This window comes from Pseudoglutamicibacter cumminsii, assembly GCF_016907775.1.
Taxonomy (GTDB): Bacteria; Actinomycetota; Actinomycetes; order Actinomycetales; family Micrococcaceae; genus Pseudoglutamicibacter; species Pseudoglutamicibacter cumminsii.
In genome coordinates this window covers 51016-68370 of the sequence record NZ_JAFBCO010000001.1, presented here as the reverse complement: position 1 = coordinate 68370, position 17355 = coordinate 51016, and the positions used below count along the sequence as shown (strand labels likewise).

The window sequence follows — 17355 nt, the reverse complement described above, 5'->3', positions numbered from 1 at the left end:
GCTAATGACAAATAAAACGAGCCGCGGCGCGTGGCTCGTGTGGGGCGTCGCCGTATTCGCGTACATGGTTTCGGTGACGCAACGTACCTCATTCGGTGTTGCCGGTCTGGAAGCTACCGAGCGTTTCAACGCAACGGCGGCAGTGCTGGGCACGTTCGGCGTCGTGCAGTTGGTCGTGTACGCGGCGCTCCAGATTCCGGTGGGGACGCTTGTGGACCGGATCGGTTCGCGGTGGATGATCGCGATCGGTGCGGTTCTGATGGCCGCGGGGCAATTCGTTTTGGCGCTAGCCGGCGATGTGGTCCAGGGCTATGTGGGACGCGTCCTGGTGGGTGCTGGCGATGCGATGACGTTCGTGTCCGTGATGCGGCTGGTTCCCGCGTGGTTTGCGCCGCGTCTGAACCCTGTGATGTCGCAGCTGACGGGAACGTTGGGGCAAGTTGGTCAGCTGATGTCGCTGTTCCCCGTTGCGTGGCTTTTGGGTTGGCGCGGCTGGACGACAACGTTCGTTTCTTTGGCGGCGATGAGCGTTTTGGCGTTCGCGCTCACCGTTATTGCGGTCAAGGATTTCCCGGGCGGTAAACGGCCGTCGCATTCTGGCGGGCAGCGGTTGTCGTTGCTGAGCCAGATCAAGGCGGTTGGCGTGAGCCCGGGTACGTGGCTTGGGTTTTGGACGCACTGGTTGGGTGCGTTTTCCGTCAACGTGTATCTGCTCGTGTGGGGGTACCCGTACCTTGTTTCGGGCATGGGTTACGCACCGGCTCGAGCGAGTGTGTTGATGAGCATGTTCGTGTTCGTTGCGATGGTTTTCGGCCCTATTTTGGGTGTTTTGGTCGCACGCTACCCGTACCGGCGTTCCCTTTTGGTGATCCTGGTTTCGATGGCTGGGCTGGCCTGTTGGGTCGCGTTGGTTGTGTGGCCGGGCGGGGCTCCGTTGTGGATGAACTTCGTGGCCGTCACGGTTTTGGCGTGCGGTGGCCCCGCATCGATGATCGCGTTCGATTTCACTCGCACCGAGAACCCTCCGCATCTTGCTGGCACTGCGACCGGTGTTGCGAACGTGGGTTCGTTCTCCGGCGGCTTGATCGCGATCGGCGGCGTGGGGTTTGTGCTCGATGCGGTGGCTGGGCACCCGAGCGCAGGTGCGGCGACGTCTGGCGGGGCTTTGTATACGTTGGAAGGCTTCCAGCTTGCATTCACCGTCGTGCTGGCGATGTATGTGATCGGTTACATCGGGTTCTTCGTCTCACTGCGGCTCGTACGCAAGCGGTATCCGGATTACGCGCCGCTCAGGCATGTTTTCATGCAACAGATTCGTGCTCGCCGCAGGGTCAAATAGAGGCCGGTTCGGGAATCCACAGCCGGGTGATCCACGGCTTGATATCCACTATTTCTTGTGAGGCCCACCGAGGCGTTCTTTGACCGGATGAAATCGGTCTATGAGCATCTCTGAACTTTCTCCAGATCCCACCGGCCGTAGTGACCACAGTGGACCAAACAAATTCCGTGGACCAAACAGCGTTAGCCACAAGCGCATCGGACATTTCCGGCATGTACTTCGTTACGTAGAGCAACATTGCGAACAGCAGCCGCACCACGCGGTAGTTCTCATCCTGACCGATGAGAACGATGTATGGACAGGAACGGTTCGGTGTGACGCCTGGACCCAGCAGGACCTCAAACAGTGTGAACGCGTTGTAGAGCGGAGTGCACGTGAATCGCACCGGGTCATCGTGGGGCTCTACGACACCGGCGTTGCAGGACGCCGTTGGGTTGAGACGTGTGCGCAGCGGTGGCCCAACATTGTCATGGCGTACGCGGTTGAAGAGTCTAGATGGTTCTCCAACGCCACCATCCACGAAGGCGGCGAGTGGGCCACTCACCACAGCAACGTGCGCTCAAGCGAACCGGCGCGCCTAGGGGAGGGTCTGCCACGTAACCATCATCAATCAATACCTGAGTGCGCGCAGGAGCTTTTCCATGCCGCATATGACTCGGCGCAACGGGAACGTGACCGGGCGCTGGTCAACAACGGTTTATGGCACATGGTCGATGTTTGGGAGTGGGTTCTCAGACAGCATGAGCTTCACGAGTCGGAGCCTGGGCCGCATACACACACGAGTAATCAGTATGTTGGCCCCTGGACTCATTCTCTTGTTCACGTCGTGGCGGCGGTATGCGCACAGTTGAACATCGCAACTGAACGCGAACGAATGATTCAACAGATCACTGTCCCTTGCAGACTCGCCTCGACAGTCGAGTACAGAGAAGTTTTTACAGGCGAGTGGGGTGGCCCAATGTCAGTAGATGGTCTGAGAGCTCACCGAAACATCACTGAATACGCGTGTGCGATGACCCAAGCAGCGGGGAAAGGTCCGCACTCAACGGCGCGGGCAATGCTCGCGTGGATTGAGTGGGCGATGGGAAACCGTGAACAAGCCGAACAAGGAATCGAACAAGCGCTCCTACTGGAAAAAGAAGAGTTCGCCGATATCGAGGCGCGCGAAGCCGGCTTCAATGTGGACGACCCAAAGCCTTTGAACACGTTTGCCACGCAGGTCAAGGAAGTGTTGGACACGCGGCCTTACCCCCGGTGGGTTGAAGTCCCTAAAAGATGAAGAAAAATTTTTCAGGAGATTGGGAACAAAAGCGATCGTTACGTCGTTGAACCTTAACGACCCTTCAAACTCAGGGGCACAAAAGCACGACGCGTGTGCCGATTCACCTGGGACTTGACAGGGTCATAGTAGCGTGAGCATCCCTTAGCCACGCTCGGATTTTGCTGACCAGAAAGGGAACTCGTGCCAGCGAAGACCTCCTCGAAGTCGAAGGACACCGCAGTAGCGGAGCCAAAGGCGACCACCTCGACCGCGGCAAAGAAGGCACCTGCCAAGAAGGCCGCATCGAAGACGACCGCCACCAAGGCCGCTACCACCAAGGCGAGCGCATCAAAGAGTGCGACCGCCAAGAGCGCTGCGTCCAAGACTGCAACGAAGAAGACCGCAACCACTAAGAGCACTGCGGCTAAGTCAAGCGCGGCAACGAAGTCCACGACTGCGAAGAAGACCACGTCAACCAAGACCGCCGCAGCCAAGAAGACTACGGCTACCAAGTCGACCGCAGCGAAGAGCACCACTGCTGCAAAGAAGACTACTGCCACGAAGAAGACTACGGCTGCGAAGAGCACCGCCGCTAAGGCGACCGCAACGGCTAAGAAGACCTCGACCGCTGCCAAGAGCAAGGCAGCAGCCGAGGAAGCAACCGCAGAGGCAGAAGAGACTGAGGAAGGAGCGGCTCCGGCCGCTAAGAAGGCGACTGCCAAGAAGACGACCACGCGCAAGCCTGCGGCTAAGAAGGCAACGACTGCAGCCGCGGCGAAGAAGTCTGCCAAGCCAAAAGACGAAGACGAAGAAGAGCCAGACGAGTTCGAAGACGAAGATCTCGAGGACGTCGACGAGGACGAAGACGACGACCGCGAAGATCGCGACGACGTCGACGACGAAGACGAAGACGACGAGCCTGAACAGCGTCACGGCCAGGAGAAGCAAGGCGAATCCAAGTCCGGTAAGAAGGAAAGCGACGAGTCCAAGGGCTTTACTCTTTCCACGAACGACGAAGACGACGCTCCACAGCAGCAGGTTACTGTCGCCGGGGCGACCGCTGACCCGGTCAAGGACTACCTTAAGCAGATCGGTAAAGTCGCGCTGCTCACCGCTGCAGAAGAGGTCGACCTTGCGCTCCGCATCGAAGCGGGCCTTTTCGCCCAGCACAAGCTCGAAGAAGCGAAAGAAAAAGGCAAGCGCATGGACAGGCGCCTGCGCTACGACTACGAACAGATCGTTCACGACGGCCGCATCGCCAAGAACCACCTTCTGGAAGCGAACCTCCGCCTCGTCGTATCGCTCGCTAAACGCTACACAGGCCGCGGAATGCTGTTCCTTGACCTCATCCAGGAAGGCAACCTCGGTCTAATCCGTGCGGTCGAAAAGTTCGACTACACCAAGGGCTTCAAATTCTCGACCTACGCAACATGGTGGATCCGCCAGGCCATCACCCGCGCCATGGCAGACCAGGCCCGCACCATCCGTATTCCAGTGCACATGGTCGAAGTCATCAACAAGCTCGCACGCGTACAGCGTCAGATGTTGCAAGACCTTGGTCGCGAACCAACCCCGGAAGAGCTCGCTAAAGAACTCGACATGACGCCCGAACGCGTCGTTGAAGTTCAGAAGTACGGTCGCGAACCGATCTCGCTCCACACGCCACTCGGCGAAGACGGCGACTCCGAATTCGGTGACCTCATCGAAGACTCGGAAGCGATCGTCCCAGCCGACGCCGTATCGTTCACCCTGCTCCAAGAGCAGCTCCACACGGTGCTCGACACGCTCTCCGAACGCGAAGCAGGCGTTGTTGCAATGCGTTTTGGTCTCACCGACGGCCAGCCGAAAACCCTCGACGAAATCGGCAAGGTCTACGGCGTGACCCGCGAACGCATCCGCCAGATTGAGTCCAAGACCATGTCCAAGCTACGTCACCCATCGCGCTCCCAGGTGCTGCGCGACTACCTCGACTAAGCGACAGACAGAAGAAACGTTTCGGGGCGGGCATCCAACAGGATGCCCGCCCCGAATGCGAGTAAAGAGTCAATAACTATCCTGCGTTACGTTCATGCTCCGGATACTGCGCTTCACGGCCGTGAATGAAACGCCACAAATGGCCAGTCACAACCTTCTCCAAGCGTTCAAGCGTCTCCTCGCTCGACGCGTTGTGAGTCACCGCAACGCCGCGCTCCGGTTCACACACAAGAAGCGTGTAATTCGACTCATCCGGGGTCGTACCGTCATCAGTGAAAGCCAGCTGCGTGCCAGCCTCGACATCGGAACTTACGAAACGAGCGCGATCCGGCCCGCCCTCAGGATCAGGCTTGACCCGAGTCAAATGGGACAGAAGCTGTTTCACATAACGCTCAGGACGTTCAGTCTCAACGAACAAAGAAGACGTCACCACGGATATCACCTCACAGGGAGAAAACGGTTAGGCGTTAAGAGTCAGCTGGTCCGACTCATCCAGCCATTCGCTGGTTTGCGGACGAAGCGACCCTTCAACGGCGCGCGCGTGGTGCGCGCAGAACAAAAGCTGCCCACCAGAAGTCAATGTAGCGCGGACATACGCCTGAGCGCCACACTTATCGCAGCGATCAGCTGCAGTCAGCTCACGAGTAGCAGTCGCGTTCATGAGATCCTCCTATACCTAACGCAGAATCTGTAGCTATCAATGTAACCACGCGCGCGAGCCACACAGTCCCGAGACGCCCCCAATTTCACCACCGGCGTACGTCAATGCGGAATGTGACATGGCCTTGAAAGCCTGGTTCCGCATCTTTAACGCAGGTGAACCCTATTCTTAAGGGAAGAGCTTCACTCAATCGAAGCCCAGAAAACGTCTGCTACATAGATCGAAACATCAGCGCAGATCCCTCAGAAAGGCATCACCGTGTCCAAGCGATCCGAGTATTCGGCCCGCCACTTGTCTGTCCTTGAAGGACTTGAGGCGGTTCGTAAACGCCCGGGTATGTATATCGGCTCAACCGATTCGCGGGGCCTCATGCACTGCCTGTGGGAGATCATCGACAACTCGGTCGACGAAGCCCTCGCTGATTACGCCTCGACTATCACCATCACGATGCACTCCGACGGTTCGGTCGAAGTGTCCGATGACGGCCGCGGCATCCCGGTCGACGTCGAGCCTCGCACGGGGCTCTCCGGCCTCGAAGTCGTGTTCACCAAGCTGCACGCGGGCGGTAAGTTCGGTGGCGGCTCCTATACGGCATCCGGTGGTCTGCACGGCGTCGGCGCGTCCGTCGTCAACGCTCTTTCGTCCCGCCTAGACGTCGAAGTTGACCGCGGCGGCAAGACATACCGTATGCAGTTCCGCCGCGGCGAACCCGGAACCTTCACCGATAAGGGCCAGCCGAAGCCAGACGCCGCATTCAGCGCATATAAAGAGCCGCAGCAGCCGGAAGTGATCGGCAAAGCTAAGCGGGGCGTCACCGGAACCCGCGTCCGCTACTGGGCTGACCCACAAATCTTCACGCCGGACGCCCAATTCGACGCGACCGCCCTGGAACGCCGCGCCCGCCAGACCGCGTTCCTGGTTCCTGGCCTGCGCATCGTGGTCCGTGACGAACGCCGCCTCAAGCAAGCAGACGGAACCCGCGCGGAAATCACAGAAGAGGTCATGCAGTATGACGGCGGGCTCACCGAGTTCGTCGACCACCTGGCCCTCGACGCGTCCGTGACCGACACGTGGAAGCTGCAGGGGAGCGGAACCTTCACCGAATCCGTTCCGGTGCTGGACGATCAAGGGCACGCGACCATGCAAGACGTCGAGCGGACTTGTGACGTCGACATCGCCCTGCGCTGGGGCATCGGCTACGACACCACGGTGCGTTCCTTCGTGAACATCATCGCGACCCCTAAAGGCGGTACGCACCTGGCCGGCTTCGAAAACGGCCTCACACGCGCCGTGCGCGACGCGATCAAAGCCAACGCGCGCCGCCTGAAAGCGGGCGAAGATAAGCCGGAAAAGGACGACGTCATGGCCGGCCTGACGGCGGTCGTGACGGTCCGCTTGGCTGAGCCACAGTTTGAAGGCCAGACCAAGGAAGTGCTCGGCACGTCTGCGGTGCGTCAGATTGTTTCGCGCGTGGTGACCCAGGGGATCAAGGATAAGCTTTCTGCGCGCGGCCGCCAGGACAAGGCGCAAGCGACCGCCGTGATGGAAAAGATCGTCAACGAGATGAAGTCCCGCATCTCGGCGCGTAAGCACAAGGAAACCCAACGCCGGAAAACCGCGCTGGAGTCCTCGGCCCTGCCAGCCAAACTCCTGGACTGCCGGACCAAGGAAGTTGACCGTTCCGAGCTGTTCATCGTCGAGGGTGACTCCGCGCTCGGTACCGCGCGCCTGGCGCGTTCCTCCGAGTTCCAGGCTCTGTTGCCGATCCGCGGCAAGATCCTCAACGTTCAGAAGGCCTCGGTCGCGGACATGCTGTCTAACGCCGAGTGCGCCGCGATCATCCAGGTTGTCGGGGCGGGTTCGGGCCGCACGTTCGAGCTCGACCAGGCCCGCTATCAGAAGGTCATCATCATGACGGATGCCGACGTCGATGGCGCCCACATCCGCACGTTGCTGTTGACGCTGTTCTACCGTTACATGCGCCCGATGGTCGAGGACGGCCGTGTGTACGCTGCGGTTCCGCCGCTGCACCGGATCGAGATTGTGCACCGCGGTTCAAAACCGAATGAGGTGCTCTACACCTATTCGGAAGCTGAACTGCACCAGGTTTTGAAGCGCATCGAAGAAGAGGGCCTGTCCTATAAGGAACCAATCCAGCGTTATAAGGGTCTCGGTGAGATGGATGCTGAACAGCTCGCTGAGACGACGATGGACCGTCAGACCCGCACTCTGCGCCGGGTCCGCCTCGAAGAGGCTTCCTCGGCCGAGCGGATTTTTGATCTGCTCATGGGCTCTGATGTTGCGCCGCGCAAGGAATTTTTGATTGAGTCGGCAGACCGACTCGAGAAGGAGCAGATCGACGCATGAACCCTTTGGGTACGTTTTTTGGCAAGCTCTTGAAGAGAGAGGAAGAGCCAAAACAGGAACCGTTGACTCCGAACGGCGTTCTTCCGGAGGGTGAGTACTACACGGTTCTGTGGGGGATTGCAGATTCCTATGGCGGCATGACGACCGTCTCGCTTGAACGTACGAGCGCGTTCGCACGTCAAGATAACCGTTACGTCACGATTCTGACGTTTGACCCCAAGCTGGATCCGGAAGAACGCGGCGAACGTTTGCGTTCCCAGGGGTTCCTGGATGAGCGTGTCCAGATCCGTAACGTGTGGCATGACCTGCGCGCCTGGCCAGATGCGATGCTGCAACGGATGGCCGGTAAGCAGAAACCGGACCAAGCAAGTGCATCGGACATTCTGGAAGCGCCTGCTAAAAAGCGTGGCCGACGCGGTATTAAGTTGGAGCGCCGCAACGCTGAGGGGAAGCTGCTACAACGCGACTTCTATTCCGAGCAGGGCAATATTGTGCTCAGTGACCGCCTCGATATGAAAGTGAAGGGCGAGCCAGCCGGCAGGCGCCTCGCCCTGTTCAACAGCAACGGCGAGGTCATCGCTCAGTGGGCTTCCGCGACCAGCATGTATATGGCCTGGATGGACGTCGTACTTGATGGCAAACGCAGCTACATCAACGTGGATTCGGCATTCGCCGCTAACCTATTCCACCGCTACCGCCGCAAGAATGTGGTTGTGACGAGCGTTCTGCACAACAACCACTTGACGCGTGATCCCAAAGTGGAAGGGGAGTTGTATAGGAGCAAGTTCCCGCTGTTCAAAAACATCGGCGCCTACGATGCTTTGATCACGCTGACACAGAATCAACGCCGCGATCTGATTGAGATCGGCTTTCCGGCCGGGAACTTGCACCGCATCTCAAACCCCACCGAAGACCTCGACGGGGATACCGAAAAGCCTCGTGATCCGCGGTTCGGGGCGACGCTGGCGCGGCTGGTTTCGGTTAAACGCGTGGACCACAGCATCAAGGCGGTAGCGCTTGCAGGCCGCGACGTCCCGGGACTCAAGCTGGATATCTACGGTGAGGGCGATGAACACGATTCTCTGGCTGAGCTGATCGAAGAGTCAGGTACGTCGGCAACGATCACGTTGAAGGGGCACGATCAGAAAGCCAAGAAGGTTTATCTGGATGCCTCGTTCAGTCTCTTGACGAGTGTTTTCGAAGGTCAAGGGCTCGTCGTGCTCGAAAGCATGTCTGCCGGGTGTATCCCGATCGTCTATGACATCAAATACGGGCCAGCCGAAATCATTACCGACGGTGTGGACGGTTTCCTAGTCCCGCCCGGCGATGTTGAGGCATTGGCTCAAACGGTGGCCAAGGTGGCAACCATGAGCCATGAAGAACTCACCACGATGAGGAGGGCGGCTCGCAAGCGTGCCGCAGACTTCTTCGAGCCAAACATTGTGCGCGAATGGGGTCGTGTGCTCGGCGAACTTGAATTCGGGGAGATCAGCCGGGCCTCGTTTAGAGCTCATGCCGTATCCGCTGAGTTCCGTAACGACGCTGGGAAAGGACCCGATGGAACGCTAGAGCTAAAGGTCAAGCTGGAGGCTGCTGAGAAGGGCGAATCCATCGAGCTACCGCAGCTGCAGGACCTCTCACTCGCATGGACTTTGAGGGGTACATCGCTCTACCGCCGCGTTCCGGCACGTCTCGAAGGCGACACCGTCATCGCAACGATCCCAGGGGGAACGTTCGCGGACTTGCCGAAAGGCTTCGTTGACTTTAGTCTCGCGTTCCGTTCAGGACGCCGCTTCTACCAGCCGCGCATCGCGGTGGGGGAAACCGAGCTTCCGGTCCAGTTGGGACACACACGCGTGTACTCAACGGCACATGGAAATCTGAGCTTGCAGACCCAAGCTGCAGAGCCGAAGTCGACCGAGACTACAGGGCCAACAGAACCTACGGACTTAGGAGCCTAAGACAGGGCTAGACCGTCCAGGACTTGAGCCGTTTACCCGTCGAGGCCGCGGTGGACCAGTGGCCTAGAAGTTGATCGTTGATCGCATCCCACGTGCGGCCCGTGACCGCTTTAGCGCCGGCTTCTGCGATTTTCGCGGCCCACTCGGGGCGAGCCAAAAGCTCTTCGACGTGATGCCGTAGTTGCTGCAGATTTCCTTGCTCATACAGTAGGCCGGTGATTCCGTCCTCGATCAGATCGAGCGGGCCACCAGCGGCAACTGAAACGACCGGAACCCCGGCCGCCTGACCCTCCTGGACCACCTGACAATAGGTTTCATGCGGGCCTGTGTGGACCAGCACATCGAGCCCTGCAATAGCGGCACCAACCGTGGGTGCTTGCCGCAGGCCCATCATGTGCGCGCCCGGCAGGGCAGCTGTAACCGAAGCGCGAGCCGGACCGTCACCGATGACCGCAACATCCGCATCGACCGCTGGAAGTCCGTGCCCGCCGCCAAGAAGAACCGAGAGGTCTTCAACCTGCTTCTCGGGGGCAAGCCGCCCCACGAAACCCACAATGCGGCGCCCGCCAACACCGACGCCGTGGCTGTTCCACCACGCGCGCCCTTCAGCGCGGCGAGCAGGGGAGAAGTTCGCGTGATCGACCCCGCGACCCCACATACGCAAGCGGCCGACGCCGAGATCGCTCAGTTGCTGAGCCGAGACCGAACTCGGCACAAGGTTCGTGTGCGCACGCGAATGAATACGACGCAACTGCGCCAAAGCTAGCGTGCGTAACGCATCGACCCCGTAGCGGCCGACGTAGGCCGGAATGTCAGTTTGATAAGCCGCGACGATAGGGATCCCCAGGCTCTTGGCCGCCGACGTTCCAGCGTGCCCAAGCCACAGCGGGGAGGCGGCGTGGATCACGTCCGGGTTGTAACCGGAAATGATGGGCCTCAGCGAGAGGTACGTGACGGTCGATGCGGTGAAGCTGCTGTAGCCAGGGACGGCGAGTGCGGGGACCTGGTACACATCGATGCCTTCGATGCGGGTGTATCTGCCGATCCATGCCGGCTGAGGTGATGGTGCAATCACGAGGACGTCGTGGCCGGCGTTGCGAGCGTGGTGGGCCGCTCGTCTGGCTGTGTTTGATACGCCGTTGACGTGGGGTGGATAGGACTCGGTGATGATACAAATCCGCACGTTTTTAATGTTTGCGGAGATAGGTTTCGAGCGTCTCAGATCGGTGTGAAAGGTGCGTGAACTTTTCGCTTTGGAAGGCCACGGAACACGCGTTTTATGTGGCATACATCACGACTGTTCGAGAGCCTTGCCGTAACGCGACAGAAGCTGAGAAAAACCATATAATTAGCTATTAATAGTGCGTCCAGCGCGACCCGTTGGCTGTGGTTCTACAACTTGTAGAAATCAACGGTGGTCATTAGCGTGGAAGTGTCTGGATGAACAGGTTTTTCTATGAGTTAAAACCGCACCTTCATGCGAGAGGACGGGCTCCGCTATGGACCCAGTATTAGACCCGGTCTTGATTGGCCGGTGGCAATTCGGTATCACCACCGTTTATCACTTCTTGATGGTTCCTCTGACCATTGGTTTGGGTGTTCTTGTCGCAACGCTTCAAACCCTCTGGTACAAGACAGGCAAGGAACAGTACCTGCGCTCCACGAAGTTCTGGGGCAAGCTGTTCCTCATTAACTTCATCATGGGTGTCGTCACCGGTATCGTTCAGGAATTCCAGTTCGGTATGGCGTGGAGTGAATACTCCAAGTTCGTGGGTGACGTATTCGGTGCACCTCTCGCCATGGAAGCCTTGCTGGCGTTCTTCGTTGAATCCACGTTCCTTGGCTTGTGGATTTTCGGTTGGAAGCGTTTGCCAAAGGGCTTCCACCTCGCGACCATCTGGATCGCAGCCCTCGCAACGTGGCTGTCCGCTTACTTCATCCTCGTCGCAAACTCCTTCATGCAGCACCCGGTTGGCGTCGAGCTGATCGATGGCCGCGCAGTCATGACGGACCCACTCGCGGTCTTCACGAATAACACCGCGATCGTGACTCTGATCCACACGATCTTCGGTTCGCTCGCAGTAGCCGGTGGCTTCCTGCTCGGTATCTCGTGGTTCCACCTCTACCGTCGCCGTCGTGACGGCATCGACACCGTGGACGCGAAGGGTTACGTCGTGGTTGGTGAAGACCCTGCCAAGGGTGCTGGCCGCGATAAGACCGACTACAAAGTATGGCGCGGCTCCTTCCGCCTCGGCGGCTGGGTTGCTCTCGTCGCCTTCTTGGGTGTCGCGTTCTCGGGCCACGCTCAAGCACAGCTCATGATCTACCAGCAGCCAATGAAGATGGCTTCCGCGGAAGCGGCGTGCCACGACGGCACCGGCTTCTCCGTGTTGTCCTTCGGTGACCTGCGTTCGGGCGGCAAGACGACGTGTGACAACGTCACCACGACCCTCGAAATCCCTGGCCTGCTGTCCTTCCTGGCACACGACAACTTCACGACCCCGGTCAAGGGCGTGAACACGTTGATCCCTGAATACCAGGAGAAGTACGGAACCCACTTGCCGGATGACCCTATGTACGGCAAGTACGCAGGCAGCGAGATCGACTACCAGCCGATCATGGCCGTGACCTACTGGGGCTTCCGCCTCATGATCACCTTCGGTGGTCTTGCGGCACTCGCCGCTGCGATTGGCCTGTTTGTTGGCCGCAAGGGAACTGTGCCGGACAACAAGTGGCTCTCGCGCCTCGCTGTGCTGTCCATCGGTGCTCCGTTCGCTGCAAACAGCGCGGGCTGGATCTTCACCGAGATGGGTCGCCAACCGTTCGTTGTGGCTCCAGCCCCAGACGGTAATGACGGGGTGTTCATGTTCACCGCTGCCGCGCTGTCGCCAGGTGTGAGCGGGGGCGAGCTCTTGACATCGACGATCCTGCTGACCGCCGTCTACGGTGTGCTCGCGGTCGTTGAATGTGTGTTCCTGTTCCGTTACGCGCGCGGCGGTACACCGTCCGCGATGCCGGAAAACGACCACAACTACGATCCGAATGACGACGAGCACGATGGCAACGGCGACGCATCGAAGCGCAACGCTGACGACGACGTCCTCGCGTTCGCGTACTGATCACTAGGACACTGAGGAATAAACACCATGGAATTTTTACCAACTCTCTGGTTCATCCTGATTGCGGTCCTATGGATCGGTTACCTGTTCCTTGAAGGCTTCGACCTTGGCGTCGGTATGCTCTTCAAGTCCTTCGCTAAGAACGAGCGCGACCGCCGCGTGATGCTCAACACGATTGGCCCCGTGTGGGACGGTAACGAAGTGTGGCTGCTGACTGCTGGTGGCGCGACCTTCGCGGCGTTCCCGAACTGGTACGCGGCACTGTTCTCTGGTCTTTACCTGCCTCTGACGCTGGCGTTGCTCGCGCTGATTCTGCGCGGTGTTTCGATCGAATACCGCGGTAAGACGAATTCGGCCAGCGGCCGTGCGTTCTGGGACTGGTGCATGGCTGGCGGCTCGCTCCTCGCAGCGTTCTGTGTTGGTGCGATGCTCGCGCTGACCTCGACTGGCCTGCCACTCGATGCCCAGGGCAACCGTGTGGGCCACGCATTCGTATGGCTCAACTGGTACGCCGTGCTCGGCGGTATTGCAGTGGTTCTGTTCTCCTACGTCCACGGCTTGACCTTCGTTGCACTCAAGACGGATGGCGACATCCGCCGCCGTGCAGAAGAGCGTCTTGCACGCATGCTTCCATGGGCTTTGATCCCGGTGGCTGCATGGGCCGTCGTTGTTGTGATCGGCACCGGCACCACCTGGGCTTGGGCTCCGCTGGTGCTCGCGGTTGTGGCTGCACTTGCCGCAACGTACTTTGCGCTCAAGCGTCGCGAAGGTTGGACGTTCATCGCGCTTGGCTTGACGTTGGTAACGGGTGTTGCCGCGATCTTCGGCAGCATGTTCCCGAACGTCTTGCCATCCACGATCGATTCGGCATTCAACCTCACGATCTACAACGCATCGTCCACTGAGAACACGCTGCTGATCATGTCGATTGTCGCAGCGATCGGTGTTCCGATCACGCTCGCGTACCAGAGCTACACCTACTGGGTGTTCCGCAAGCGTATCTCGGCGCACCACATTCCGCCTCAGCACTTTGTGACGAGCGTGGTGTGATTCTTGCGCCCTGAATTGCCTCAAGGTACCTCTCGCGGTGCTCTTCTGGCGCTCGGGGCCGTAGCAGCGGCTCGTGCCGTTGGGTTGATTGCGTTGATGTCCGCGCTCGCGGCGGGCATCGCGCAGGTGGCCGCAGGCCAGCAACTCGACAGCACGAGCCTTCTGCTTTACGGCGTCGGCGGCGTTATCGTGCGCGCGGTAGCGACGTGGGCCTCCCGCGTCATTGCAGTGCGTGCATCAGTGGATGTCAAAGAGTCGCTGCGTGCACGGCTTGTCGAGCACCATCTGAGTAACGCGGGAGCAAGCGGCGCGGACTCAGCTGTAACACACAGCGAGTCCTCTGCGACCGTCGTCGCTTCGCGCGGCCTAGACGGTCTCGACGCATTCTTCCGCGACTATCTGCCCGCCCTCGTCTCAACTGCGGTGATCCCGCTGGCGGTGCTCGCGCGAGTGCTGTGGGCGGACTGGGTTTCTGCGCTCATTATCGTTTTGACGATCCCGCTCGTGCCGGTGTTCATGGCGCTTATCGGGTGGCACACCGAAGAACGCATCCAGGAGGCTCAAGAGGGCCTTGACCGGTTGTCGCATCATTTAAGCGAACTTGCGCGCGGCCTGCCGGTGCTCGTGGGGTTGCGGCGGGCTGATGCTCAGCGGCGTGCGTTGTTCGACGTATCGGAGAAGTACCGACTCAGCACGGCGAAGACGTTGCGGGCGGCCTTCATGTCCTCGTTCGCGCTCGAGTTGATCGCGACGATCTCCGTCGCGTTGGTCGCGGTGTTCATCGGCGTGCGCCTCGTGTGGGGGCAACTGAGTCTTGAGGACGGGCTGATCGCCTTGATGCTCGCGCCGGAGGCCTACATGGCTTTGCGTGCTGTGGGTGCTGGCTTCCACGCATCCGAAGACGGTGTAGCGGCGCTCAAGCGGGTCAACGCGATCCTCGACGCGGATTCCGATGATGCTAATGCGGCTGAGGCGCCTCGCAGCCTAGACAGCGTGCCGGCGCCTTTCGATGCGGGCGTTGCGGTGGCCGATGTGTACGTGACGCGCGGTGGTGGCCGCGAGTCGGTGGGTCCTGTGACGTTCGAGGCTCTACCGGGCACGGTGACTGCGCTAGCCGGGCCTTCTGGTTGCGGTAAGTCGTCCGTGCTTGCGGTTTTGGCTGGGGTTGCTCATGCACAACCGGCTACGACCATCGCAGGAACCGTGGCGGGTCTCTCGGTAGCGGACACAAGGGACTCCGCCGAGCAGGGCGCGGCGGCTCACGATGCAGTGGGGTCCAACACGGAAGCGCCGCGGCCGCGTGGTGTTGCGTTTCAGGCCCCGAACTTCTCGCAAGAGACTCCGCGGGCTGAGCTTGCTTTGGCCGCGGATGCTGGAGACCTTCGGAAGCTCTCGGTCGCAGACGAGGTTGCGGCTCTTTTGCCGGAGGAAGCGTGGGATCGTTCGATCTCTGAGCTCTCACCGGGGGAGAAGCGACGGCTCGCGATCATGCGCGCCGTGACGAACCTAAGGGCGGCTCGCGCCACTGCAAACGAAAGCACAACCGCCGCCGCGGGCCTGCTTGTCTTGGATGAGCCGACGGCCCACCTTGACCCGGTTTCGGCTCAGCGCGTGCGCGAGTTGATCCGTGCCGAGGCCGATAGCGGCAGCATCGTGGTCATTGCGACACACGACCCTGAGCTGGCAGAGATCTGCGATGCGTTCGTCGTGTGGGAAGGCGCGGGGCAAGCGCCGAAGCACACGACGTCCCGCCCGGACACCGTTCTTCCGCAACGCACCGTTCCGAGCCGTACCGCCGCTGTCGAAGCCAATTCAGCCCAGGCTGAACCGGAGCCAAGCGAAACAACCCAGGCCGGCCAACACGAACATCGGGCCGCTCGCTCATTCCGTAAGCTTCCGTGGCGGATTCTGCCGTGGGGTAAGGCGGCACTGTGGGGTGCGGCGGCGCTCGGTGCGCTATCAGTGCTCTCGGGCGGAGCGCTCACCGCGGTCTCGGGCTGGCTCATCGTCTACGCGTCCGAACAGCCGCCGATGATGTACCTCATGGTCGCGATCGTGGGCGTGCGGTTCTTCGGACTGTTGCGTTCGACCCTCCGCTATGCGGAACGGAATGTGACCCACAATGCGGTGCTCGCGTGGGCGTCGCGGTTGCGTGTCGCGGTGTGGGACGCCTTGGGGTCCAACATCTTGGGGTGGCAGAAACTCAACCGGCCGGGTGGCGCGGCAGGAACGTTGATCGCGGAGGTCGATGAGGTCCGCGATACCGTTCCGCGCGTCATCGTGCCGATTCCCGCAGCGATTGCGGCCGTGCTTGCGACGTGCGTGGTTTCGTGGATTTTCATTCCGTCGCTCGGCTGGATGCTCATCGCGCTCATGGTTCTGGGCCTCGTGGTTGCACCGCTCATCACGCTTGCCGTGGAGCAGCGCGCTACGGCCGTCATGGCCGAGCATCGGGTTCAGGTCGCTGAGCAGACGGGCCGCGTCATGGGCGCCGCCCCGGACATCGCGGCTCACAACGCGGTAGCTCGCCACGTTGCGTGGTTCAAGAACAGCGACGGCGTGGTCAGCCGTGCTGTACGCCGAGAAGCGCTGGGTTCCGGTGTGGGGGAGGGGCTCGCGTCGCTTCTCGGTGGGGCGGCCGCGCTTGCCGCGCTGGTTCTGGGTGCAGCGGCGGGGGTTGATCCGCGTCTGCTTGCTCTTGCCGTTCTGTTGCTCCTTGCGGTGGATGAGCCGCTCGGCCAGCTCGCTGGCGCGTTGCGGCAGGTTCCGGTTTTGAGCTCGATGCTCGCCTCCGTTGCGCCGTACCTTGAGAACCGCTCGGTCTCTGAGATTGAGTTCGAGTCACCCGGTGCTGACGATGCTTCCGCGGATGTTCAATCAGATGCTGCGCCGTTGCAGGTCGACGGCGTGCGTGTGCACGAGCTGAGCGCGGCCTACGCGCCGGAGGCCCCGACGGTCTTCGGGCCGGTCAGCGGTGAGGTTGAGCAGGGTGAGATGTGGGCGGTCACGGGGCCGTCTGGTTCCGGTAAGTCCACGATGATCGCCGTGATGCTCGGATTCCTCACCCCGCTCGAGGGGTCGGTCCAGGTACGCGCGGATGGTACGTGGGTCACTGTGGCAAAAGTGCCCGATGCGGAGGCTGGGATGGCCGGGCACGAGTCGGCTGATGTCGAAGCGGCTCAATCCGCGGCGGCTTTGGCTGGTCTCGCATGGTGCCCGCAAGATGGTTACGTGTTCGATTCGACGGTTCGGGGCAACCTCGCACTCGGCCGCGATAAGAACAACCCGGTGACCGAAGAAGAGATGTATGCCGCGCTGGATCGCGTGGGGCTCGGCCCGTGGGCGGCGCAGCTACCGGAGGGTTTGGACACTCGCACGGGCGCTGGTGGCAGGTTCATGTCTGGTGGACAACGTCAGCGACTCGCGGTGGCACGTACGCTGCTCGCAGGGGCACGTGCGATCATCCTCGACGAACCAACCGCGCACCTCGGTGCAGATGAAGGCCAAGACCTCATCGATGACGTCCGCTCGGGTGCCCAGGATGTCGCCTTGGTACTGGTGACGCACGATCAAGAGCTCGCGGCCCAAGCCGACAGCATCACGCGACTTTAGCGAGCACACAT

General features: G+C 60.5%; 11 protein-coding genes. 8 read left to right on the top strand and 3 right to left on the bottom strand.

The annotated features are described in order from the left end of the window. Positions 1-4: 4 nt before the first annotated feature. From JOD50_RS00295 to JOD50_RS00285, 3 genes are all read left to right on the top strand, one after another. Positions 5-1339, top strand: coding sequence for an MFS transporter (locus JOD50_RS00295; protein ID WP_101629589.1), 1335 nt, complete (start codon positions 5-7; stop codon positions 1337-1339). Positions 1340-1439: 100 nt separating this feature from the next. After that, complete coding sequence (locus JOD50_RS00290) at positions 1440-2618, top strand: hypothetical protein (protein WP_204879976.1); 1179 nt, start codon at positions 1440-1442, stop codon at positions 2616-2618. Between the two features lie 183 nt (positions 2619-2801). Then, positions 2802-4574 carry an RNA polymerase sigma factor gene (locus tag JOD50_RS00285; protein WP_204879975.1) on the top strand — a complete coding sequence of 591 codons (1773 nt, stop codon included), beginning with the start codon at positions 2802-2804 and terminating at the stop codon, positions 4572-4574. A 76-nt stretch (positions 4575-4650) separates the two neighbouring features. Here JOD50_RS00285 and JOD50_RS00280 read toward each other — a convergent pair whose 3' ends face one another. Both JOD50_RS00280 and JOD50_RS00275 read right to left on the bottom strand, forming a co-directional pair. After that, positions 4651-5007, bottom strand: a complete 357-nt coding sequence (locus JOD50_RS00280) for a DUF2218 domain-containing protein (protein ID WP_204879974.1) — start codon at positions 5005-5007, stop codon at positions 4651-4653. 27 nt (positions 5008-5034) lie between these two features. Continuing rightward, positions 5035-5235 (bottom strand): DUF7455 domain-containing protein, encoded by a 201-nt coding sequence (locus tag JOD50_RS00275; RefSeq protein ID WP_101629584.1) that lies wholly within the window; start codon positions 5233-5235, stop codon positions 5035-5037. A gap of 258 nt (positions 5236-5493) precedes the next feature. Between JOD50_RS00275 and JOD50_RS00270 the strand changes: the two genes are divergently transcribed. Then, the gene (locus tag JOD50_RS00270; RefSeq protein WP_204879973.1) at positions 5494-7602 is read left to right on the top strand and encodes a DNA gyrase subunit B; all 2109 of its coding nucleotides are present in this window, start codon (positions 5494-5496) and stop codon (positions 7600-7602) included. Continuing rightward, a complete protein-coding gene (locus JOD50_RS00265; RefSeq protein ID WP_204879972.1) occupies positions 7599-9563 on the top strand; it encodes a glycosyltransferase in 1965 nt (654 codons plus the stop codon). The genes JOD50_RS00270 and JOD50_RS00265 overlap by 4 nt, the downstream gene beginning before the upstream one ends. Positions 9564-9570: 7 nt before the next feature. Here JOD50_RS00265 and JOD50_RS00260 read toward each other — a convergent pair whose 3' ends face one another. Further along, positions 9571-10746, bottom strand: coding sequence for a glycosyltransferase (locus tag JOD50_RS00260; protein ID WP_204879971.1), 1176 nt, complete (start codon positions 10744-10746; stop codon positions 9571-9573). Between the two features lie 316 nt (positions 10747-11062). Between JOD50_RS00260 and JOD50_RS00255 the strand changes: the two genes are divergently transcribed. The 3 genes from JOD50_RS00255 to cydC are packed head-to-tail and all read left to right on the top strand — an operon-like array spanning position 11063 to position 17344. Further along, a complete protein-coding gene (locus JOD50_RS00255; protein ID WP_204879970.1) occupies positions 11063-12682 on the top strand; it encodes a cytochrome ubiquinol oxidase subunit I in 1620 nt (539 codons plus the stop codon). A 27-nt stretch (positions 12683-12709) separates the two neighbouring features. Further along, complete coding sequence (gene cydB / locus JOD50_RS00250) at positions 12710-13732, top strand: cytochrome d ubiquinol oxidase subunit II (protein WP_204879969.1); 1023 nt, start codon at positions 12710-12712, stop codon at positions 13730-13732. 3 nt (positions 13733-13735) lie between these two features. Next, the gene (cydC, locus tag JOD50_RS00245) at positions 13736-17344 is read left to right on the top strand and encodes a thiol reductant ABC exporter subunit CydC (RefSeq protein WP_204879968.1); all 3609 of its coding nucleotides are present in this window, start codon (positions 13736-13738) and stop codon (positions 17342-17344) included. The last annotated feature ends 11 nt before the right edge of the window (positions 17345-17355 follow it).